Origin of the sequence: Streptomyces sp. NPDC097981 (assembly GCF_040302565.1) — a bacterium.
GTDB lineage: Bacteria > Actinomycetota > Actinomycetes > Streptomycetales > Streptomycetaceae > Streptomyces.
In genome coordinates this window covers 140,260-157,539 of record NZ_JBEORW010000006.1, presented here as the reverse complement: position 1 = coordinate 157,539, position 17,280 = coordinate 140,260, and the positions used below count along the sequence as shown (strand labels likewise).

At 73.8% G+C, this 17,280-nt stretch carries 17 protein-coding genes and 1 pseudogene; 7 read left to right on the top strand and 11 right to left on the bottom strand.

Annotated features, from left to right (window positions below; all coding sequences use genetic code 11):
* Window positions 1-289 precede the first annotated feature (289 nt).
* The 7 genes and pseudogenes from ABTY04_RS08400 to ABTY04_RS08370 form a co-directional block, all read right to left on the bottom strand.
* Window positions 290-1,420 (bottom strand): annotated as a pseudogene (locus ABTY04_RS08400) (glycosyltransferase); the annotation flags it as partial.
* Window positions 1,417-2,193 (bottom strand): polysaccharide deacetylase family protein, encoded by a 777-nt coding sequence (locus ABTY04_RS08395; RefSeq protein ID WP_352212549.1) that lies wholly within the window; start codon window positions 2,191-2,193, stop codon window positions 1,417-1,419. The gene ABTY04_RS08395 and the pseudogene ABTY04_RS08400, both read right to left, overlap by 4 nt.
* Complete coding sequence (locus tag ABTY04_RS08390; RefSeq protein ID WP_502996590.1) at window positions 2,183-3,940, bottom strand: lipid II flippase MurJ; 1,758 nt, start codon at window positions 3,938-3,940, stop codon at window positions 2,183-2,185. The genes ABTY04_RS08395 and ABTY04_RS08390 overlap by 11 nt, the downstream gene beginning before the upstream one ends.
* A 194-nt stretch (window positions 3,941-4,134) precedes the next feature.
* Window positions 4,135-5,595, bottom strand: coding sequence for an O-antigen ligase family protein (locus ABTY04_RS08385; RefSeq protein ID WP_352212547.1), 1,461 nt, complete (start codon window positions 5,593-5,595; stop codon window positions 4,135-4,137).
* Complete coding sequence (locus tag ABTY04_RS08380) at window positions 5,595-7,097, bottom strand: exopolysaccharide biosynthesis polyprenyl glycosylphosphotransferase (RefSeq protein ID WP_502996581.1); 1,503 nt, start codon at window positions 7,095-7,097, stop codon at window positions 5,595-5,597. The genes ABTY04_RS08385 and ABTY04_RS08380 overlap by 1 nt, the downstream gene beginning before the upstream one ends.
* The gene (locus ABTY04_RS08375; RefSeq protein ID WP_502996580.1) at window positions 7,094-8,311 is read right to left on the bottom strand and encodes a glycosyltransferase; all 1,218 of its coding nucleotides are present in this window, start codon (window positions 8,309-8,311) and stop codon (window positions 7,094-7,096) included. Before ABTY04_RS08375 ends, ABTY04_RS08380 begins: the two co-directional genes overlap by 4 nt.
* A 19-nt stretch (window positions 8,312-8,330) precedes the next feature.
* Entirely contained in the window at window positions 8,331-9,554 is a 1,224-nt protein-coding gene (locus ABTY04_RS08370; protein WP_352212546.1) for a DUF3344 domain-containing protein, read from the bottom strand.
* A 104-nt stretch (window positions 9,555-9,658) separates the two neighbouring features.
* On the opposite strand from ABTY04_RS08370, the gene ABTY04_RS08365 reads away from it, so the two are divergent.
* The 5 genes from ABTY04_RS08365 to ABTY04_RS08345 all read left to right on the top strand — a co-directional run bounded on the left by ABTY04_RS08365 (window position 9,659) and on the right by ABTY04_RS08345 (window position 12,577).
* Window positions 9,659-9,907, top strand: a complete 249-nt coding sequence (locus ABTY04_RS08365) for a chaplin (RefSeq protein ID WP_352212545.1) — start codon at window positions 9,659-9,661, stop codon at window positions 9,905-9,907.
* Window positions 9,908-10,048: 141 nt separating this feature from the next.
* A complete protein-coding gene (locus ABTY04_RS08360) occupies window positions 10,049-10,459 on the top strand; it encodes a rodlin (RefSeq protein WP_352212644.1) in 411 nt (136 codons plus the stop codon).
* Window positions 10,460-10,679: 220 nt separating this feature from the next.
* Window positions 10,680-10,913: a chaplin gene (locus ABTY04_RS08355; protein ID WP_352212544.1), complete on the top strand. Its 234-nt coding sequence runs from the start codon at window positions 10,680-10,682 to the stop codon at window positions 10,911-10,913.
* A gap of 121 nt (window positions 10,914-11,034) precedes the next feature.
* Window positions 11,035-12,063: a chaplin gene (locus ABTY04_RS08350; protein WP_352212543.1), complete on the top strand. Its 1,029-nt coding sequence runs from the start codon at window positions 11,035-11,037 to the stop codon at window positions 12,061-12,063.
* A gap of 166 nt (window positions 12,064-12,229) precedes the next feature.
* Complete coding sequence (locus ABTY04_RS08345) at window positions 12,230-12,577, top strand: hypothetical protein (protein WP_352212542.1); 348 nt, start codon at window positions 12,230-12,232, stop codon at window positions 12,575-12,577.
* Between the two features lie 80 nt (window positions 12,578-12,657).
* On the opposite strand, the gene ABTY04_RS08340 is transcribed toward ABTY04_RS08345, so the two are convergent.
* Complete coding sequence (locus ABTY04_RS08340) at window positions 12,658-12,897, bottom strand: chaplin (protein ID WP_352212541.1); 240 nt, start codon at window positions 12,895-12,897, stop codon at window positions 12,658-12,660.
* 452 nt (window positions 12,898-13,349) lie between these two features.
* Between ABTY04_RS08340 and ABTY04_RS08335 the strand changes: the two genes are divergently transcribed.
* Window positions 13,350-13,760 carry a rodlin gene (locus tag ABTY04_RS08335; RefSeq protein WP_352212540.1) on the top strand — a complete coding sequence of 137 codons (411 nt, stop codon included), beginning with the start codon at window positions 13,350-13,352 and terminating at the stop codon, window positions 13,758-13,760.
* A gap of 107 nt (window positions 13,761-13,867) precedes the next feature.
* On the opposite strand, the gene ABTY04_RS08330 is transcribed toward ABTY04_RS08335, so the two are convergent.
* The gene (locus ABTY04_RS08330) at window positions 13,868-14,509 is read right to left on the bottom strand and encodes a vitamin K epoxide reductase family protein (RefSeq protein WP_502996579.1); all 642 of its coding nucleotides are present in this window, start codon (window positions 14,507-14,509) and stop codon (window positions 13,868-13,870) included.
* 192 nt (window positions 14,510-14,701) lie between these two features.
* On the opposite strand from ABTY04_RS08330, the gene ABTY04_RS08325 reads away from it, so the two are divergent.
* On the top strand, window positions 14,702-15,484 hold the full coding sequence (locus ABTY04_RS08325; RefSeq protein ID WP_352212538.1) for a DUF6227 family protein: 783 nt from the start codon (window positions 14,702-14,704) through the stop codon (window positions 15,482-15,484).
* A 7-nt stretch (window positions 15,485-15,491) separates the two neighbouring features.
* Here the strand turns inward: ABTY04_RS08325 and pfkB are convergent, their stop codons facing one another.
* Together pfkB and ABTY04_RS08315 are read right to left on the bottom strand one after the other, a co-directional pair.
* On the bottom strand, window positions 15,492-16,442 hold the full coding sequence (gene pfkB, locus ABTY04_RS08320; RefSeq protein ID WP_352212537.1) for a 1-phosphofructokinase: 951 nt from the start codon (window positions 16,440-16,442) through the stop codon (window positions 15,492-15,494).
* A complete protein-coding gene (locus ABTY04_RS08315; protein ID WP_352212536.1) occupies window positions 16,439-17,197 on the bottom strand; it encodes a DeoR/GlpR family DNA-binding transcription regulator in 759 nt (252 codons plus the stop codon). The genes pfkB and ABTY04_RS08315 overlap by 4 nt, the downstream gene beginning before the upstream one ends.
* Between the last annotated feature and the right edge of the window lie 83 nt (window positions 17,198-17,280).

Genomic DNA, 17,280 nt, shown 5'->3' with positions numbered 1-17,280 from the left:
CGGGCCCCGCGGGCGTATGAGGTGCGGAGCCGGCCGGCAGCGCGTGCCCCGCCCCCGGATCCGCCTGCTCCACGCCCGCGGCACCCCCCACCCCGAGCCGCCCCGCAGCCGGGGCGAGGCCGTCCCCGGCCGGAACCTGAACCGGGCCCGACGCCGGGACCGGACCCGAAGCCGAGGTCAGGGCCGGAGGCGAAACCGGGGCCTGGGACGCCCCCCGGGCGAGGCCGTTCGCGGCCGGGGCCGGGGGTCGGCTCGGAGTCGGGGGGCGGCTCGGAGTCGGGGGGCGGCTCGGAGTCGGGGTGAGGGCCAGGGCGTAGACGGAGAGGAGGCGTTCCGCGCTGCGGGCGATGTCGTAGCGGCGAACCACCGGTGGCGGCGGCAGCCGGCGCGCTCCCGCCTCCATGTGCCCGCGCAGGGCGGCCACCAGCTCCTCCGTCCCGGTCCCGATCCGCCGCGCCCCCGGCGCCTCGGCGGCCGGCAGGTCGTCGATCGCCGGACAGGTGACGTGCAGGACGGGCAGCCCCGCGGCCAGGGCCTCCACGACGGCGAGGCCGAACGCCTCCTCCCGCGACGGGGACACGAAGACGTCCGTAGCGGCCAGCAGCGCGGCAATCCCCGGCGTCCGCCCGTCCGCGCCGTCGCCCACCGGGTCCCGCTCCCCCAGCAGGTGGATCCGGTTCTGCGCGCCCAGCTCCGCGGCCAGCCTCCGCAGCGCCGCCCGCTCCGGCCCGTCCCCGGCCAGCAGCAGATGCGCACCCGGCAGCGCCGCCACCGCCCGGACCAGCGAGTCGAACCGCTTGCCCGGCACCAGCCGCCCGACCCCGCCGACCACGAACGCCCGCTCGGGCAGCCCGGTCCGGGCCCGCGTGGCCCGGCGCACGCCCTCGTCGAAGCGGAAGCGCACGGCCTCGATGCCGTTCGGGACGACGTGCACCCGCGCGGCCGGCACCCCCCACCCCTCCAGCCGCGCCGCCACGGTGTCCGACACCGCCACGGTCGCCGCGCCCAGCCGTTCACTGGCCAGGTACAGGGCCCGTACCCCGCCCGTCAGCGGCCGGCCCTCGATCTCGCCCTCGCCGAGGGAGTGCTCGGTGGCGACGGTCGCCCCGACCCCCGCGAGCCGGGCCGCGAACCGCCCGTACACACAGGCCCGGTACAGGTGGGTGTGCACGAGGTCGTACCGGCCGCGCCGGATGAACCGCACCAGCCTCGGCAGCACCCCCAGGTCCCGGTTGCCCCGCATCCCCAGGTGCACCACCCGGACCCCGTCGGTCCGCAGCCCCTCGGCCACCGGACCGGGGTTGGTCAGCGTCAGCACGTCGCAGTGCATCGGCATGTGTCGCAGCAGCAGCCGCAGCTGCTGCTCGGCGCCGCCGACCCCGAGCCCCGTGATGATGTGCAGCGCCCGTACGGACTTCACCGGCCCACCGCCCGCCGCAGCTCCCGCACCCGGTGCCGCAGCTGCTTGATCCGCAGCCGCCCGGCCCCGTCCGCCTGGCTGACGTGGGTGCGCGGCAGGGCGTGCGGGCCCGCCAGCCGGCCGGGGTCGATGGCGCACGCGTACCCGTACCCGGCGGCCCGCGTCGCCGCGACGACCCGCTCGTCGAGGTGCCCGTACGGGTAGCAGAACCCCTCCGGCAGGGTCCCGGTCAGCTCGCGGATCAGCTCGCGGCTGCCCCGCAGCTCCTGCTGGAGGATGTCGTCGGCGGCCACGGTGAGGTCCTGGTGGAGCAGCCCGTGCGAGCCGATCTCCTGCCCGGCGGCGGCGACTTCGCGGATGCCCTCGGCGGTCAGCAGGGACTTGCGCGGGCCCAGCGGGTCCCAGACGTTGTCCACCCCGAGCCGTCCGGGCAGGACGAACAGCGTGGAGGTGCAGTCGTGGCGGCGCAGCAGCGGCAGCGCCCGGGTCAGGTAGTCGGTGTAGCCGTCGTCGAAGGTCAGGCCGACCAGCCCGGCGCCGCGCCCGGCCGCGCAGGCCCTCAGCAGCTCGCCGACGGACACCCCGCGCAGGCCGCGCGAGCGCAGCCACACCAGCTGCTCCTCCAGCGCGCCCGGGGTGACGGTGATGCCGTACGGGTCCTCGGCGGGGTCGGTGAACTCGGCGACCGAGTGGTACATCAGGACCCACGGCGAGGCGGTCCGGCGGGCGGGGGCCGTCGTGGCGGCCGGTGCCGTGCGGGTGTCAGCGGGCATTGCGGAACCTCTGGGTCATCTGGGTGATCTGGGCGGGCAGGGCGGTGATCTCCAGCACCCGTATGGCCATGCCGCAGGCGCCGAACATGGCGGGGACGAGCAGGCAGCCGAGTGCGGCGCTGAGCAGCGGGTTCGGGATCATCGGCCCGGCGATCCAGCCGGTGCCGCCGGCGCCGACGGCGGCGACGGCGAGCCGGCCGATGCTGAACGCGACCCGGCGGACCTGGATGGCGACGATCCGTGAGCCGAGCCCGGTGAGCAGCAGGGCGGCGGTGGTGGAGATGCCGGCCGCGTTGGCGGCGGCGATGCCGTACGTGCCCCACCAGCGGACGGCGAGGGCTCCGGCGACGATGTTGACGAGGAGTCCGGCGCCCATCGCGAGCGCCGGGAACCACGTGGGCCGGGCGGTCGAGAAGAAGGGCCGGGACAGCGCGCCGACGAGGCAGTGGCCGAGGAGTCCGAGGCCGTAGACCCGCATGACGGAGGCGGTGGCCAGGGTGTCGCGGTGGGTGAACGCGCCGCGTTCGAAGAGGACTTGGATGATCTGGGGCGCGTACCCGATGACGAGGGCGCTGCCCATGAGGACGGCGAGGGAGGCCAGTGCGAGGTCCTGTTCGATGCGCCGCCGTGCCTTCTCGCGCTCTCCTCCGGCCATGGCCTGGGCGACGACGGGGAAGGTGACGGTGCAGATCATCAGGGACAGCACCATCGGCATCTGCGCGACCTTCTGCGCGTAGTTCAGGTGCGAGATGGCCCCGGGCGGCAGCGAGGCGGCCAGGAACCGCTCGACCAGGACCTGCGACTGCCGGAACACCGCGAAGAAGATCACCGGGGCGATCAGCCCGAACGCCATCAGGGTGGGCCGGTCCCGGTCGCGCTGGCTGCGCGGTGCGCCCTTGGCCCGGGACGGCCCGAAACCCACGTCCCGCATGAACGCCGGCAGTTGGACGAGCACCATCAGCAGCCCGCCGGCGGCGACGCCGGCCGCGGCGGCCCGAACGCCCCACACCGCGTGCAGGGCGGCCATCGTCCCGATGATCCCGACGTTGTACGAGACGTAGATCGCGGCCGGCGGGACGAAGGAGCGGTGCGCCCTGAGCGCGGCGCTGAAGTAACCCGCGATCCCGAAGGACAGCACGGTCAGCGCGGTCATCCGGGTGCACTCCACGGCCAGGGCCGGGTCGGGCAGTCCGGGTGCGAGCACGGCGACGACGAGCGGTGCGGCGACGACGAGCAGGGAGGCGACGGCGGCGAGGAACACCGCCAGCCGCGGCAGGGTCGCCCCCACGAGCAGCCGTACGGGGTCCTGCGCGCGGGCGTCCTTGCGGGTGAGCCCGGCCCGGACGGCCGCCCGCCGGGCCAGGGCATGGCTGAACGCGGGCACCATCAGCAGGGCCATCGCGTCCTCGATCAGGAGGGTCGAGGCCATCTCGGGCACGGTCCAGGCGATCAGGAAGGCGTCGCTGTCGTGCCCGGCCCCGAAGAGGTGGGCGATGGCCTGGTCCCGGAACAGCCCGAACACCGCACCGGCGGCGGTCAGTCCGGCGGTGACGGCGGCGGCCTTGGCCAGGAAGCGCCCCAGCGGAGCCGGTGCGCTGCCGCCCGGGGCGCGGGACCCCCGGGACGCGGCGGCCGGGTTGTCCCTTCGTGGCCCCGGGCCGTCGGGCAGCTCGCGGCGGGCGGACCGGGCCGCCACCCGGACACCGCGCTCCGCGGAGGCTCCGGCGCCGCGGGCGGCGGGCGTCACCGAGGCGCCCGCACCCGGTACCGCCTGGGGGACTCCGGAGCCGGACGGGAGCGAGGCGCCCGTACGGGACGGGGACCGGGGTCCCGCGGGCCCGTGCGGGGCGGCGGGGGACGCCGGGGCCGGCGTGCCCGGAACGCGGGCGGGGCCCGCCCCGGCCGGGGGGCCGGGGGCGGGCCGCCAGGGCGTCGTGTCGGTCACCGGCCGTCCGCACCCGGAACGGCGCGCAGGCCGGCCACGCCGCCGGTGCGCCCTCCCGCGGCAGCAGCCGCCCCCGGACCGGATCCCGCACCGGGGGCCGTACGCGCCCATGGCCGGCCGGGTCCGCCGGGAACCGCGTCGTCCCCGGAGGGCGACGGCAGGGCCCACCAGGCCGCCAGGCCGATGATCACCCCGGTCAGTACGGTCGACGGCCCGCCGATGTCCGCGTACAGGAAGTCGGTGAGCTGCCAGGCGAACAGCCCGATCGCGATCAGCCCGCAGTCCCGGGGCCCCCTGCCGGACATGCACCGGCGGATCCCGGCGACCAGCAGCGCCGCCCAGCCACCGGCCAGCGCGATCAGCCCGAGGAGGCCCTGCTCGCTCAGCACCAGCAGGTACATGTTGTGCGGGGAGAGCAACGGCTGACGGATGTACGCCTGCCCCGCGCCGGCGGTGTCGCTGCCGGAGGACAGGCCCAGCGAGGAGTGCCCGTCCCGGTTGGCCGGGAAGCCCTTGAGGCCCACTCCGACCGCCGGCCGCTCGCGCCACATCGACTCGGCGGCGGCCCACATCGTGTAGCGGTCGATCACCGACTGGTCGGGGGCGCTGGAGACCTGGGTGATCGAGGTCAGCCGCTCCGTCACCATCTCGGAGCCGACCCCGAACCCGCCCACCAGGACCACCCCGGCCGCGGCCAGGGCGAGCAGCACCTTCAGGGCCCGCCGGATCCCGGCCAGCACCATCACCAGCACCGCCGCGCCGGCCGTGGCGATCCACGAGCCGCGGCTGAACGACAGCACCAGCGGCACCACCAGCACCAGTGCCGCGCCGCCCGCCATCCGCCGTACCCGGGGCGGCAGTCCCGGAGCCAGGGCCGCCGCGGTCGCCACGACCAGCCCGTACGCCACCACCGTGGCCATGCCCATCACGTCGCCGGGGCCGAAGGTGCCCACGGCCCGGACGTCCTGGCCCTGGTACGAGGCCCCGGTGTGGGTCGCGTACTGCACGACCCCCACCGCGCCCTGCACCAGCGCCAGCACCACGAAGCACCCGGCGGCGAGCCGGAACTCCCCGGCGTCGCGCACCAGCAGCACGATCGCCGCCGGGACCAGCACGAACACCTGGAGGTAGCGCACGAAGCCCGGCAGCGCCACGTACGGGTCCCCGGCCGTTGCGGTCGCGACGGCCAGCCCCAGGGCGGGCGCGCCGAGCACCAGTACGCCCAGCGGGCCCAGTTCCCGCACCCGGCCGCGCAGCGCCTGCACCGCGCACACGAGCACCAGCAGCAGTGAGGCGGCGTCGGCCGGGCCGACCTTGCCGGAGGTGGTCGCGTCGCCCGCCGCGATCGGGGCGAGGAGCAGCAGAACGGTCGCGGCGAGCGGCAGCAGCGGCCAGTGCCGCCTCAGCAGCTCCGGCACGGCGGGCCGGGTGCCGCCCGGCGGCACGGCGAGGCTCATCAGCTGCCCCCCAGCCGGAAGCGGAAGAAGGAGGCCACGGTGCGGGCGAGGATCCACAGGTCCTGCCACAGTGACCAGGTGTCGATGTAGTGGTTGTCGAAGCGGGCCCGGTCCTCGATGGAGGTGTCCCCGCGCAGGCCGTTGATCTGGGCGAGCCCGGTGATGCCGACGGGCATCCGGTGCCGGGCCTCGTAGCCGGGGTGCACGGCGGCGAACTTCGCCACGAAGAAGGGCCGTTCCGGCCGTGGTCCGACCAGGCTCATGTCGCCCCGTACGACGTTCCACAGCTGCGGCAGCTCGTCCAGCGAGGACTTGCGCAGGAAGGAGCCGACGGGGCTCATGCGGTTGTCGCCCGCGACCGTCCACCGGGTGGCGGACTCGTGCTCGTCGGCGCGCAGGGTGCGGAACTTCAGCAGCGTGAAGGAGCGCCCGTACAGGCCGACCCGCTCCTGCCGGAAGATCACCCCGGGCCCGTCGGAGATCCGTACGGCCAGCGCGCACACGCCCATCACGGGCGCGGCGGCGAGCAGCGCGATCGCGGCCAGCAGCCCGTCGATGGCCCGCTTCACCCAGCGCTCCGCCGGCCGGGACGAGCGCGGCAGCAGCGGCTGTACCGCGTACCCCCACAGCTGGTCGGCGGGCTGGGCCACGCGCATGCCGGTCACCTTGGCGGTGCCGGCCGGGTCGGCGAGCCAGAGCCGGCAGCCGTGGTCGTGGAAGAGGCGGACGAGGGAGGCGGTGTGCTCGTCGGCCTCCGGCGGGCGGGTGAACACCGCGTGCCGGACCGAGTTCTGGATGACTGCGCGCCGGATGTCCTCGTGGGTGGCGAGCACCGGCACCGCGCCGCCGCCCTCTTCGGCGGCGGTGTCGGCGAGCCCGATGGGCCGCAGCCCGTACTCGGGACGCCCGTGCAGCGCGGCGGCCACCGCGCTCGCCCCGGCGACGGGGCCGACGACGAGGATCGAGGAGGGCCGGCGGAGGGCGGAGCGGCGGCGGATCCAGTTGACGAACCCGCGCCCCGCACAGGTCAGCACGATCTGCAGGCAGACGGCGCTCAGCAGGGCGGACCAGCCCAGGGCCTGCCCCGGCACCGCGGCGGCCACGACGGCGGCGGCCCCGCACCACAGGGCGGCGGCGCGCCCGGCCAGCGCGGGCAGTTCGAGCAGGGCCGAGGGTGCGAGCCGCGGCCGGTACAGCCCGGCCTGCGCGTGCAGTACGGCGAGCAGCACCGCGATCGGGGCGGCGGCCTCGGGCGGCAGCGCCGCGCCGGGCCGGGCCACGGCCGTCGTGGTGAGTACGGCGGCCAGCGCGTCGGCGGCCAGCAGCGGGACGACCCCGCCGCGGCGCCGGATCCGCTGCGGCCGCACCAGCGGCCGGGCCTGGTCGGCCCTGGACCGGCGTGGGGGGTGGATGGCGGTCACGGACCGTCGGACGGCTGCGGTGCCGGCGGGCCCCGTGCCGCCCTGCCCGGTGTGCCGAGCGGGTGCGCTGTCCATCGTCATCGGCTGATGCGCTCCTGGTTCAAGGGCCGGGGCCTGCCCAGCAGTTCGTGGTACAGACCGGTGACCGCGTCCGTGGTCCGCTGCACGTCGAAGTCGGTCCGGGCGTGCTGCCCGGCCTGCTCCCCGAGTTCGGCGAGCAGCCGCGGTTCGGCGAGCAGCCGTCCCAGGGCCTTGGCGAGGGCCGTCGGGTCCTCCGGCGGTACCAGGCAGAGCCGTCCCTGGCCGGGCGGCAGGCTCTCCCGGGCACCGCTGACGTCGGAGACCAGGACCGGTCGGCCGCAGGCCATGGCTTCGAGCGGGGCGAGCGCCATGCCTTCCCATCGCGACGGCAGTACAACGAGATCGGCGGCCCGAAGCCACGGTCGGATGTCGCGGGCGGCTCCCGCGAAGAGCACCCCGGGCGGGGCGCTGCGGCGCAGCCGCTCGTGGTCGGGGCCGTCGCCGACGAGCGCGAGACGGGCTTCGGGGATGGTGCCGAGCACCTCCCGCCAGGCCCGGAGCAGGATGTCCTGGCCCTTCTGCCGGCAGAGCCGGCCCGCGCAGACGGCGAGCGGCCCGTCGCCCAGGAAGGCGGAGGGCAAAGGGAGTTCGGTACGCGCCCGGGCCCGGTCCGCGTCCCGGTCGGGGCCGCCGGGGCGGAAGTGGTCCAGGTCCACGCCGTTGCGGATCACCGACCAGTGGGCGGCGATCCCCTCGGCCTCGCCGGCCCGGCGTTCGGCCTCGCTGACGCAGAGCACCCGGTCGGCCCAACGGGTCCCGAACCGCTCCCAGCGCAGGGCGAGCGCGGCGGTGGCCCCGCCGACGGCGTCGAAGGACCAGGCGTGCGGCTGGAAGACGGTGGGCACGGCCCCGCGTACGGCGAGCCGGCCGGCCAGTCCGGCCTTCGCGCTGTGGGCGTGCAGGACGTCGGGGCGGACCAGGCCGATCACCCGCCGGGCGGCGAGCACTTCGGCGGGCAGCTCGGGCCCGGGGGCGCGCCCGGCGCGCCAGGTCAGCACTTCGGCGCCGGCGGCACGGGCGGCCTCGGCGAGATGTCCGCCGCGCGGGCAGGCGACGGCGGTCCGCAGGCCGGAGGCCGTCTGGCCGCGTACGAGGTCGGCGACGACCCGGGCGACACCACCGTCGACGGGCTGGACGAGATGCAGGACGGACAGGGGGCGGGGAATCGGAGCCCGCGCAGGGGAGGGCTGCGCAGGGGGATGCTGTGTCGGCACGCGGAGCGGTCTCCTACGTTCAGCGGCGCGCGTCTGTCTGAACGAAGAGCACGCCGAGGAATTGACCCTGGCTTTCGCCCGTGAACCTGAAACTCAGGCTGTGGGCACCACCGGACAGGGCGGGACTCAGGTCGAACACGTCCGCGTCATATCCGAGATTATTCACATGTTCGGGCTGCCGCACGAACGAGGCGCGTCCGAATTCCGCGATCGTAGAATTCATAACATCATTAAAAGGATTTTCGGAATCGCCGAGACTGACCTGGCGGCCGCTGTCCGCTGTCACCGTGAGCGAGTCCCCGAGCGTCCCGCGGTCCCCGTCGTACGCGACCACCCCGGCCTTCCCGGCCGCCCCGGCGGCGGCGTCCAGGCCCGCGATCTCGACCGTCTCGCCCGACGCCTCGCCCGCACGCGCGGCGAGCCCCTCGAAGCCGTCCCACAGCGAGATCCGGCGCACCGGCTCCTGCGGGTCCTCGTAGGCCACGACCAGCGTCCAGCCGCCCCAGGCACCCACCTCGGAGTGGCCCATCGCGATGTTCAGCTGGGCCACCGTCCACATCCCGGCGCCGCCCTTGCGGACCAGCGGGGTCACATCGGCCGAGGCCTGGTAGGCGTCGCTGCCCGCGTCCGTGCGGTGGCCGATCACCGTGTCCGCGAGGACCTCCTTGTACGCCCCACCCGGCTCGGCGACCAGCACCCGGCCGTTGTCCTCCGGCGGCTTCTGCTCGCCCACCCGCAGGTTCCCGCCCCAGTACAGGCGGGCGTACGAGACCTTCGCGCCCTGCGGGACCCTGAGCTCGGCCCGGGTGGAGTTGTAGGTGTCCGGGTCCTCGTCGACCTCGCTGTAGAACATGTCGAAATCGCTGTTGACCCCGGCCGCGCCCCGCTTCACCTCGGCGCACGGACCGGCGTCCGGCTCGGCGTCCGGTTCGTCCGGCCCGGCGTCCGGCGCCTCCTCCCGGCGGCACGCGATGGAGGAGTTGGAGGCGTGGACCAGCCCGCCCCGCTGGACGGCCTGATAGCGCTGCGTGAACGGAACCCTGGGCATCTCCCTCGTGGCAGGTGCTGCGGGGCCCGGCGGTGCGGTGGCACCGGCAGCCGGGACGTTCGCCGAAAGTACGAGGCAGGACAGCAGACCGAGCGTGCCGAGGATTCTGCGGGACGAACCCATGACCCTGTCTCCATTTTTGATCAACGGGACAAAACAGGAGTGAACCTTGGCAGAAATCAGGCCGGAAATCACGCCGGACTCGCTCGTACGGCCTTTTGGGTGATAACACGCACCCTCACCGACGGCGGGTCGTTATGCGTTTGCACCATTGTTCGAACCGAAAGGGAAACTCGGAGATGAAGAAGAGGCTGATGCGCGCCACCACCGTGGCGGTCGCGGGCGCTGCCGCGCTGATGGGCGGCGCGGGCCTCGCCTCCGCGCACGGCGGGGCGACGGCGGACGGGGTCGCCACGGAGTCCCCCGGCGTGCTGAGCGGCAACCTGCTCCAGGTGCCGGTCCACGTCCCGGTCAACGTCTGCGGCAACACCGCCAACGTGATCGCCGCGCTGAACCCGGCGTTCGGCAACACCTGCGTCAACGACTGACCGCCGGTCCGGCCACGGTCCGACCGTCAACTGCGCCGTCCGAAACGACGGCATCCGGGTGAAGCCACGCAACCCGGACCAGGACCCGGCCGTTGATCCGGGTGCTCCAGCACTGGGCAATTCCGCAAAAAAGGGACGATGATGATCAAGAAGATGATGGCCACGGCAGCGATCGCGACCTCGGTCGTGGGCGTTGGTGCCGCCCTGGCCCCGCAGGCGATGGCCATCGGGAACGACAACGGCGTCAACACCGTGAACGGCAACGGCGCTTCGCAGATCTACGGCAACCAGGCCACGTACGGCAACATGAGCCCGCAGATGGCTCTCATCCAGGGCTCCTTCAACAAGCCCTGCATCGCCCTGCCCGCGAAGGCCAACCTCCAGTCGCTGGTCGGCGTCGTCCCGATCGGCGTCCAGGACGTCAACGTCCTCGCCAACCCGCAGAACCAGCAGTGCACCGAGAACTCCACCCAGGCCAAGGGCGACGAGGCCCTCTCCCACATCCTGGACAACATCCCGGTCCTCTCCGGCAACGGCTCCGCCGGCAGCTGATCGCACCCCGCGCCAGCGAGGCCGCCGCACCTTCGGGTCGTGGCGGCCTCGCCGCTTGTCAGCCTTTTCGAATGGCTCCGTAAATCCGTGGCGAATTCCGGCCGCCCGACGCCCGGGTGAATATCGGAGACGCCGCCGGAAAATCTGCGGTTTCTTTTCCCCGACCCACTCGTTGTTATTTCTGCAGTGGAAACGCCCCTGCAGGAAGGATCGAAATCAAATGATGTACAAGAAGGCAGTGGTGCTGGCCGCCGGCATTCTGATGGCCGCCGGTGCCGCCTCACCCGCCCTGGCCGACGCGACCGCCGATGGCCAGGCCACCGGCTCCCCCGGCGTCCTGTCCGGCAACCTCGTCCAGGTTCCGGTGCACGTCCCGGTCAACCTCTGCGGCAACACGGCCAACGTGATCGCCGCGCTGAACCCGGCGTTCGGCAACACCTGCGTCAACGCCTGACGAAGCGCCTGCGCCCGCCAGGGCAGACCTCCTCGGGGTGGCCCCGGAGTGCACGGCGGTGCACTCCGGGGCCACCTTCGATTCAACACCGGCGGGAGTGCCGGTAGACAGGGAAGGACCCATGCGACAGGTACTGAGCCGACAGGTACTGGGCAAGGGGATGCTCACGGCGGCGGCCGCCTCAAGCCTGCTGTCGATCGCGACCGGCGCGGCCTACGCGCACACGGCGACGGCCGAGGCCTCGCATTCGCCGGGTGTGCTGTCCGGCAACAGCGTCTCGGTACCGATCACCCTCTCGCCGAACGTGTGCGGCAACAGTGTGAACGGCGGAGCGGCGCTCAACCCCGCGATGGGGAACAACTGCGCGACCACGACCGGTTCGGACGCACACGGGGCCGACCGGGGCTACGGGCGCTACCTCAGCCCCGAGCACGCCGAGGCCTTCGAGCGCTACCTCGAAGAGCACCGGCGCGGCCGGCACGCGCTGCCGGAGCAGCGCCGTGAGGAGCCCCGCCACGAGGAGTCCCGCCGCCCGGCGCCGCGCCACGCGGCACCCCGGTACGAGGAGTCCCGCAGCGAGGGCGGCTACGGAGGATCGGGTACGCAGGGCAACCGGGCCCAAGGCGGACAGGGCGCCCACGGAGGCCCGGACGAGGAGTGCGACGACCGTCCGCACACCCTCCCGGCGCCGGCACCGGCGGCCTACCACGCTCCCCCGGCCCCCGAGCGGCTGCGGCCCCGCCCCGAGCCGCAGCCGAAGCCGCAGGCGGAGCACCCGGCTCCGAAGCCCGCCCCGGTCCCCGCCGCCCCCGTGGTGCAGACACCCGCGCCGCCGCAGCCCGCGCCGGCCCCGGTTCCCGCCCCGGTGACCCTTCCGGCGCCGGTCCACGAGGGCACCGTAACGCTCCCCGCGCCTGCTCCGGAGGTCGTCCGTCCCGTCGGCGACACCCCGGTCCGCCCGGCGCCGGCGCCCGCGCCGATGCCCGTCCCCGCGGCACCGGCCGTCCCCGCCCCTGCTCCCGTCCCCGCACGGGTTTCGGCTCCGGCGCTCGCCGAGACCGGCGCGGGTCAGCCCGGCGCCGCGGCGGCCCTCGCCTCGGCGCTGGTCCTGGGCGGCGCCATTCTGTACCGGAGGTCCCGTAGCGCCTGACCGGCAACACCGGTAATCAGAAGAAATATCGGCCGGAGAATCCGTTGTCGGATTCTCCGGCCGTTGCCGTACGCGTTTCCGGAGCGACCAGGAATCGTTACCCAGGGCGAAAGCGGCGCGACGGTCGCCGTGACGCCTCTGTTCACGAAAGAAGAGGATTTCGATAATGAAGCTCACGAAGGTCGCCGCGGTCATCGCCGGCTCCGTTGCCGCGCTCGGCGCCTCCGCTCCCGCCTTCGCCGCCGCGACCCCGGCCGCGATGCCCCCCATGAGCCTGACGAGCGGGGCGACCGAGGCCGTCAACTCGCTGGCCCCGGTCACGGAGTCGCTCCCGCAGACCGTCGGCAACGGGCTGGCCGAGCAGGGGCAGGCCGTCAACAAGGCCGTGGGCACCGCCCAGCAGGTCAACAAGATCCGCAACAACGCGCCGGGCGAGGTGCTCGGCGTGGCGAACGGGGCCACGCAGGCGTCCCCGCTCCTCGGTGGCGTCAAGCTCAACGGCGGGGCCCACTGAGCCGTTCGGACCACCCGGCAAGAACTGTGGGCGCCACCGGCGAGGCCGGTGGCGCCCACAGTCGCGCGTACCGACTGGCGTCAGGCGTTGCTGCAGGTGTTGCCGAACGCCGGGTTCAGCAGGCCGACCACGTTGACGCTGTTGCCGCAGACGTTGACCGGAACGTGAACCGGGACCTGGGCCAGGTTGCCCGAGAGGACACCGGGGGAGCCCACGGCCGCGCCCGTGGCCGACGAGTCGGCCATGGCGGAGCCGGCGGCACCGGCCGCAGCGAGACCAGCAGTGGCCAGGACCAGGGCGGCCTTCTTGGCAGAGTTCATGGGAAGTGCACCTTCTGTTCGATGTTCTGCCCCGACGCGGGGCTCACAACGAGGCAAACGGTCCAGCCTCCCAGACGACACGGCCCCGGTGGCAATCAGACCTGTTCAGCTCAATAGTCGTAACCGCGCGCGATTTCCGGCCGTCCCTGCGAACCCGTCCCCCGCTGCGGGAGCGGGCGGCCCGGCCGCCGCCACGCGCCGGCCGGTCTGCCTCTGCGCGGCCGCGACTCGTTTCCTGGCGGCGGCTGCCGCGTCACCGTCCGCGGCGCCCGCGGCCGCCCCTGCGGGCTGCGTACGGGCTTCGCGCACGCGTCCGCAGAAGGCTCACCCCCGGCGGGGAAAGCCTTTGCCCGGAGCGGGCCGTTTGAGTGAAGCAGCGGAACCAACCCCCTGACGGGGCAGTTGACCATGACGCTCCACTAGCAGGCACTCGTGCGACAAAAGGACCAATGATGTTCAAGAAGATCATGACTGCTGCCGCCGTCACCGCCGCCGCCGTCGGCGCGGGCGCCGCTGTTGCAGCCCCGGCCATGGCCATCGGCAACGACAACGGGATCAACACCGTGAACGGCAACGGCGCTTCGCAGATCTACGGCAACCAGAACACCGAAGGCGACATGAGCCCGCAGATGGGGCTCGTCCAGGGCTCCCTCAACAAGCCCTGCATCGGCCTGCCGGTGAAGGGGAACGCGCAGTCGCTGGTCGGCGTCGTCCCGATCGGCGTCCAGGACGTCAACGTCCTCGCCAACCCGCAGAACCAGCAGTGCACCGAGAACTCCACCCAGGCCAAGGGCGACGAGGCCCTCTCCCACATCCTGGACAACATCCCGGTCCTCTCCGGCAACGGCTCCGTCGGCAGCTGATCTCCGCTCCTCCTTCTCCTGTGGACCGGGCCCGTTGCGCCCGTGGAGCGATGTGACGAGGGCCCCGGCAGCCTCCAGCTGCCGGGGCCCTCGCGCGCACCGGGCCGTCACCCGGTCCAGAACTCCCACCAGCGGGTGAGGATCAGCATCCCGATCACGCCGGTGTGCAGGACGGGCGGGGCCCAGCCGAACTCGGTGAAGAAGCCCCGCACCGGCCCCGGTGCGGGCAGCGCACCCGTCCGGACGTTGTACGCGGTGACGGCCCAGAACATCACCAGGGTGGCCACCCAGGTCAGACAGCACCACAGGCAGAGCGCGTTGATCTCGTACAGCGACTGGACCATCAGCCAGCTGCAGAAGCCGACTCCGAAGACGGTGCCGGCGTTCAGTCCCAGCCAGAACCAGCCCCGGTAGCGGGCGCCGGCCAGCAGACCCGCACCGACGCACACGACGGCCCCGTACGCGACCAGCCCCAGCAGGGGGTTGGGGAATCCGAAGGCCGCGGCCTGGTCGCTCTTCATGACGCTGCCGCAGGAGACCACGGGGTTGAGGCTGCAGGCGGGTTTGAAGTCCGGGTCCTCCAGCAGGAGGAACTTGTCGAGGGTGATCACCCAGGAGGCCAGCGCCCCGGCGGCCCCGGCGAGCACCAGCAGCCAGGCCAACGCCCGCGGGGTGCCGGCCTGTTCGCCCTCGTCTCGGCTGCGGGGCTGCCCCTGCTGGCGGGGAAGGTCCGCTGTTTTCGTTGCCATACGGCCCATGTTCCCGCGCTTCGGCACAGACCAGGGCGAAACATGAACATCCGTGTGCAAGTTGACCTGAAAAGGTGGCGGGAACCCGTGATGCTTCCCGGACGTTTTACCGAACCCCGGACGCGATGTCAGAGCAAGGGGCTACGTTGAGCTTCCGCAAAGTCACTAGCTGCGACGGCCTGGAGACCCCCCTTGAGCGATCCGTACGAGACAACCGAGGCGCACCTCGGCCGACTCCTGGGCCGCGTCCTCAACTCCTTCGACCTGCCCGACCGGCTGGTCGAGCGCCTCGGCACGGCGCTCGCCCACAGCTCTTCCCTCCACACCACCCACCACAGCCCGGCGGCGGGACTGTGGCGGGAGACCCACCGGCACACGTACCTGCTGTCCGACGGCGGTTCGGCGTCACTGTGGGAGCTGGTGTACCGGCTGGAGGGCGACCGGACGATCCGGCACGAGGTCTTCGTGAGCAAGGCGGACACCTGTCTGGCCGTGGCCCGGCTGTTCGGCGACGCCCCGGCGGAGGTGGCGTTCGACCCGGTGCTCGACCCGGTGCTCGCCGCTGCCGAGGAGGAGGCGGACAACGACGCGGCGGTGCTGAGCGCGCTGTTCGCGGCGACCACGCCGGCGCAGCGGCACCGGGAGTACGCGGTGGAGGAGTCCGCGGACCATGCCCGCCGGGTGCTGCGGCGCGCGGAGAACCCCGACCGGCCCGGCGAGCGGACGGCGCTGCTGCTGAGATCGGCGTACGCGCACCGGATCACCCAGGCGTTCGGTACCCGGCAGTGCACGGCGGACGGCCGGGGCCCCGGTATCAGCCTGTACGAGCACGCGTTCGTGCTGCTGGACGGGAGTGAGTTCAGCCTGTGGGAGGTCGAGCACACGGCGACGCCGGACGGGCGGCACATGTGCGAGGTGTACGAGAGCGAGGCGACCGCCCGCGGGGCGATGGAGCTCCGCGCACGGGTGAGATGACGCCCCTCTAGAAGGTGGCGGGGGCGGACAGGGGCAGGTCCGGAGGCGGGTTCTCGGTGATGCGGACCGCCTCGGGGCGCAGGTCCGCGGGGACCGGCATGGCGCTGCCGGGGAGCTGGACCGCGGCCGCGCCGTGCGCCAGGGCCGAGGCGAGGGCCTCGGGACCGGCCCCACCCGCGATCAGGAAGCCGGCCAGGGAGGCGTCGCCCGCCCCGACGTCGCTGCGGACGGCTGCGACGGGGGCCGTGCCGTGGAAGGTGCCCTCGGCGCTCGCCAGGAGCTGGCCGTCGGCGCCGAGCGAGGCCAGCACGGCGCCCACGCCCCGGGAGCGGAGCTCCTGGGCCGCCCGGGCGACCTCGCCCAGGGTGGCCAGCGGGCGGCCGACCGCCTGGGCGAGCTCCGAGGCGTTCGGCTTGATCAGGTCCGGGCGGGCCCGCAGTGCGGCGGTCAGTGCCGGGCCCGAGGTGTCGACTGCGACCCGGGCGCCGGCCTCGCGGGCGCGGGCGACCAGGTCGGCGTACCACTCGGGCGGCAGGCCGCGCGGGAGGCTGCCGCAGACCGCGATCCAGGCCGGGGCGCCGGCGGCGGTGCGGACGGTCTCCAGCAGGAGGGCGGATTCCTCTTCGGTGAGTTCGGGGCCGGGAGCGTTGATCTTGGTGAGGGTGCCGTCCTGTTCGACGAGCGAGATGTTGGAGCGGGTCTGCCCGGCGACCGTCACCGCGGTGACGTCCACGCCCTGTGCGACCAGCAGTTCGGCGATCAGTGCGCCCGAGGCGCCGCCGAGCGGGAGCACCGCCGTCGTGAGGACTCCGGCGGCGGCCACGGCGCGGGAGACGTTGACCCCTTTGCCTCCGGGGTCGACGCGGTCGCCGGTGGCGCGCAGCACGGCGCCGCGGTCCAGCGAGGGGACCTCGTACGTCCGGTCGAGGGAGGGGTTCGGGGTGACGGTGAGGATCATACGAGCACGACTTCCGTACCTGCGGCCTCGATGGCCGCCAGTTGGGCAGGGGCGAGACCCTGGTCGGTGATCAGGAGGTCCACGTCCGCGAAGGAGCCGAAGCACGCGAAGTGCTCCTGGCCCGCTTTCGAGGAGTCTGCGAGCAGCACCACCCGGCGGGCGGCTCCCATCACGGCCCGCTTGACGGCGGCTTCCGCGAGGTCGGGGGTGGTCAGGCCGTGCGCCGAGAAGCCGTTCGCGGCGAGGAAGGCGACATCGGCACGGATCTCGGCGTAGGCGCGCAGGGCCCATGCGTCGACGGCGGCCCGGGTGCGGTGGCGGACGCGGCCGCCGACGAGGTGGAGGTCGATGCCGGCGTGGTCGGCGAGCCGGGCGGCGACGGGCAGCGCGTGGGTGACGACGGTGAGCGCGATGTCGACGGGGACGGCGGCGGCGAGGCGGGCGACGGTGCTGCCGGCGTCGAGGACGATGCTGCCGCCTTCGGGGAGTTCGGCGACGGCGGCCGCCGCGATGCGGTCCTTTTCGTCGGCGCGGGTGGCTTCGCGCTCGGTGAGGTCGGGTTCGAAGTCCAGGCGGCCGGCCGGGATGGCCCCGCCGTGCACCCGGCGGACCAGGCCGGCCCGGTCCAGGGCCTTGAGGTCTCGGCGTACGGTCTCGGCGGTGACCTGGAAGCGGCCGGCGAGGGAGAGGACGTCGATGCGGCCCGCCTCGCGGGCGAGGCGGAGGATCTCCTGCCGGCGCTCCGGTGCGTACATGGGGGTTCGCGTCCGTTCGGTGTCCGGCTCTGCTCGATGTCCGACTCTGCGCATTACGGCCCACTGTACGCCGATTCACCCCC

What these genes read in the sequence shown, in the direction of transcription:
- pfkB (WP_352212537.1), bottom strand. Translation starts at nt 16,442, where the DNA reads ATGATCCTCACCGTCACCCCGAACCCCTCCCTCGACCGGACGTACGAG.
- ABTY04_RS08360 (WP_352212644.1), top strand. Translation starts at nt 10,049, where the DNA reads ATGATCAAGAAGATGATGGCCACGGCAGCGATCGCGACCTCGGTCGTG.
- ABTY04_RS08335 (WP_352212540.1), top strand. Translation starts at nt 13,350, where the DNA reads ATGTTCAAGAAGATCATGACTGCTGCCGCCGTCACCGCCGCCGCCGTC.
- ABTY04_RS08345 (WP_352212542.1), top strand. Translation starts at nt 12,230, where the DNA reads ATGAAGCTCACGAAGGTCGCCGCGGTCATCGCCGGCTCCGTTGCCGCG.
- ABTY04_RS08315 (WP_352212536.1), bottom strand. Translation starts at nt 17,197, where the DNA reads ATGTACGCACCGGAGCGCCGGCAGGAGATCCTCCGCCTCGCCCGCGAG.
- ABTY04_RS08340 (WP_352212541.1), bottom strand. Translation starts at nt 12,897, where the DNA reads ATGAACTCTGCCAAGAAGGCCGCCCTGGTCCTGGCCACTGCTGGTCTC.
- ABTY04_RS08385 (WP_352212547.1), bottom strand. Translation starts at nt 5,595, where the DNA reads ATGAGCCTCGCCGTGCCGCCGGGCGGCACCCGGCCCGCCGTGCCGGAG.
- ABTY04_RS08395 (WP_352212549.1), bottom strand. Translation starts at nt 2,193, where the DNA reads ATGCCCGCTGACACCCGCACGGCACCGGCCGCCACGACGGCCCCCGCC.
- ABTY04_RS08365 (WP_352212545.1), top strand. Translation starts at nt 9,659, where the DNA reads ATGAAGAAGAGGCTGATGCGCGCCACCACCGTGGCGGTCGCGGGCGCT.
- ABTY04_RS08330 (WP_502996579.1), bottom strand. Translation starts at nt 14,509, where the DNA reads ATGGCAACGAAAACAGCGGACCTTCCCCGCCAGCAGGGGCAGCCCCGC.
- ABTY04_RS08355 (WP_352212544.1), top strand. Translation starts at nt 10,680, where the DNA reads ATGATGTACAAGAAGGCAGTGGTGCTGGCCGCCGGCATTCTGATGGCC.
- ABTY04_RS08350 (WP_352212543.1), top strand. Translation starts at nt 11,035, where the DNA reads ATGCGACAGGTACTGAGCCGACAGGTACTGGGCAAGGGGATGCTCACG.
- ABTY04_RS08380 (WP_502996581.1), bottom strand. Translation starts at nt 7,097, where the DNA reads ATGACGATGGACAGCGCACCCGCTCGGCACACCGGGCAGGGCGGCACG.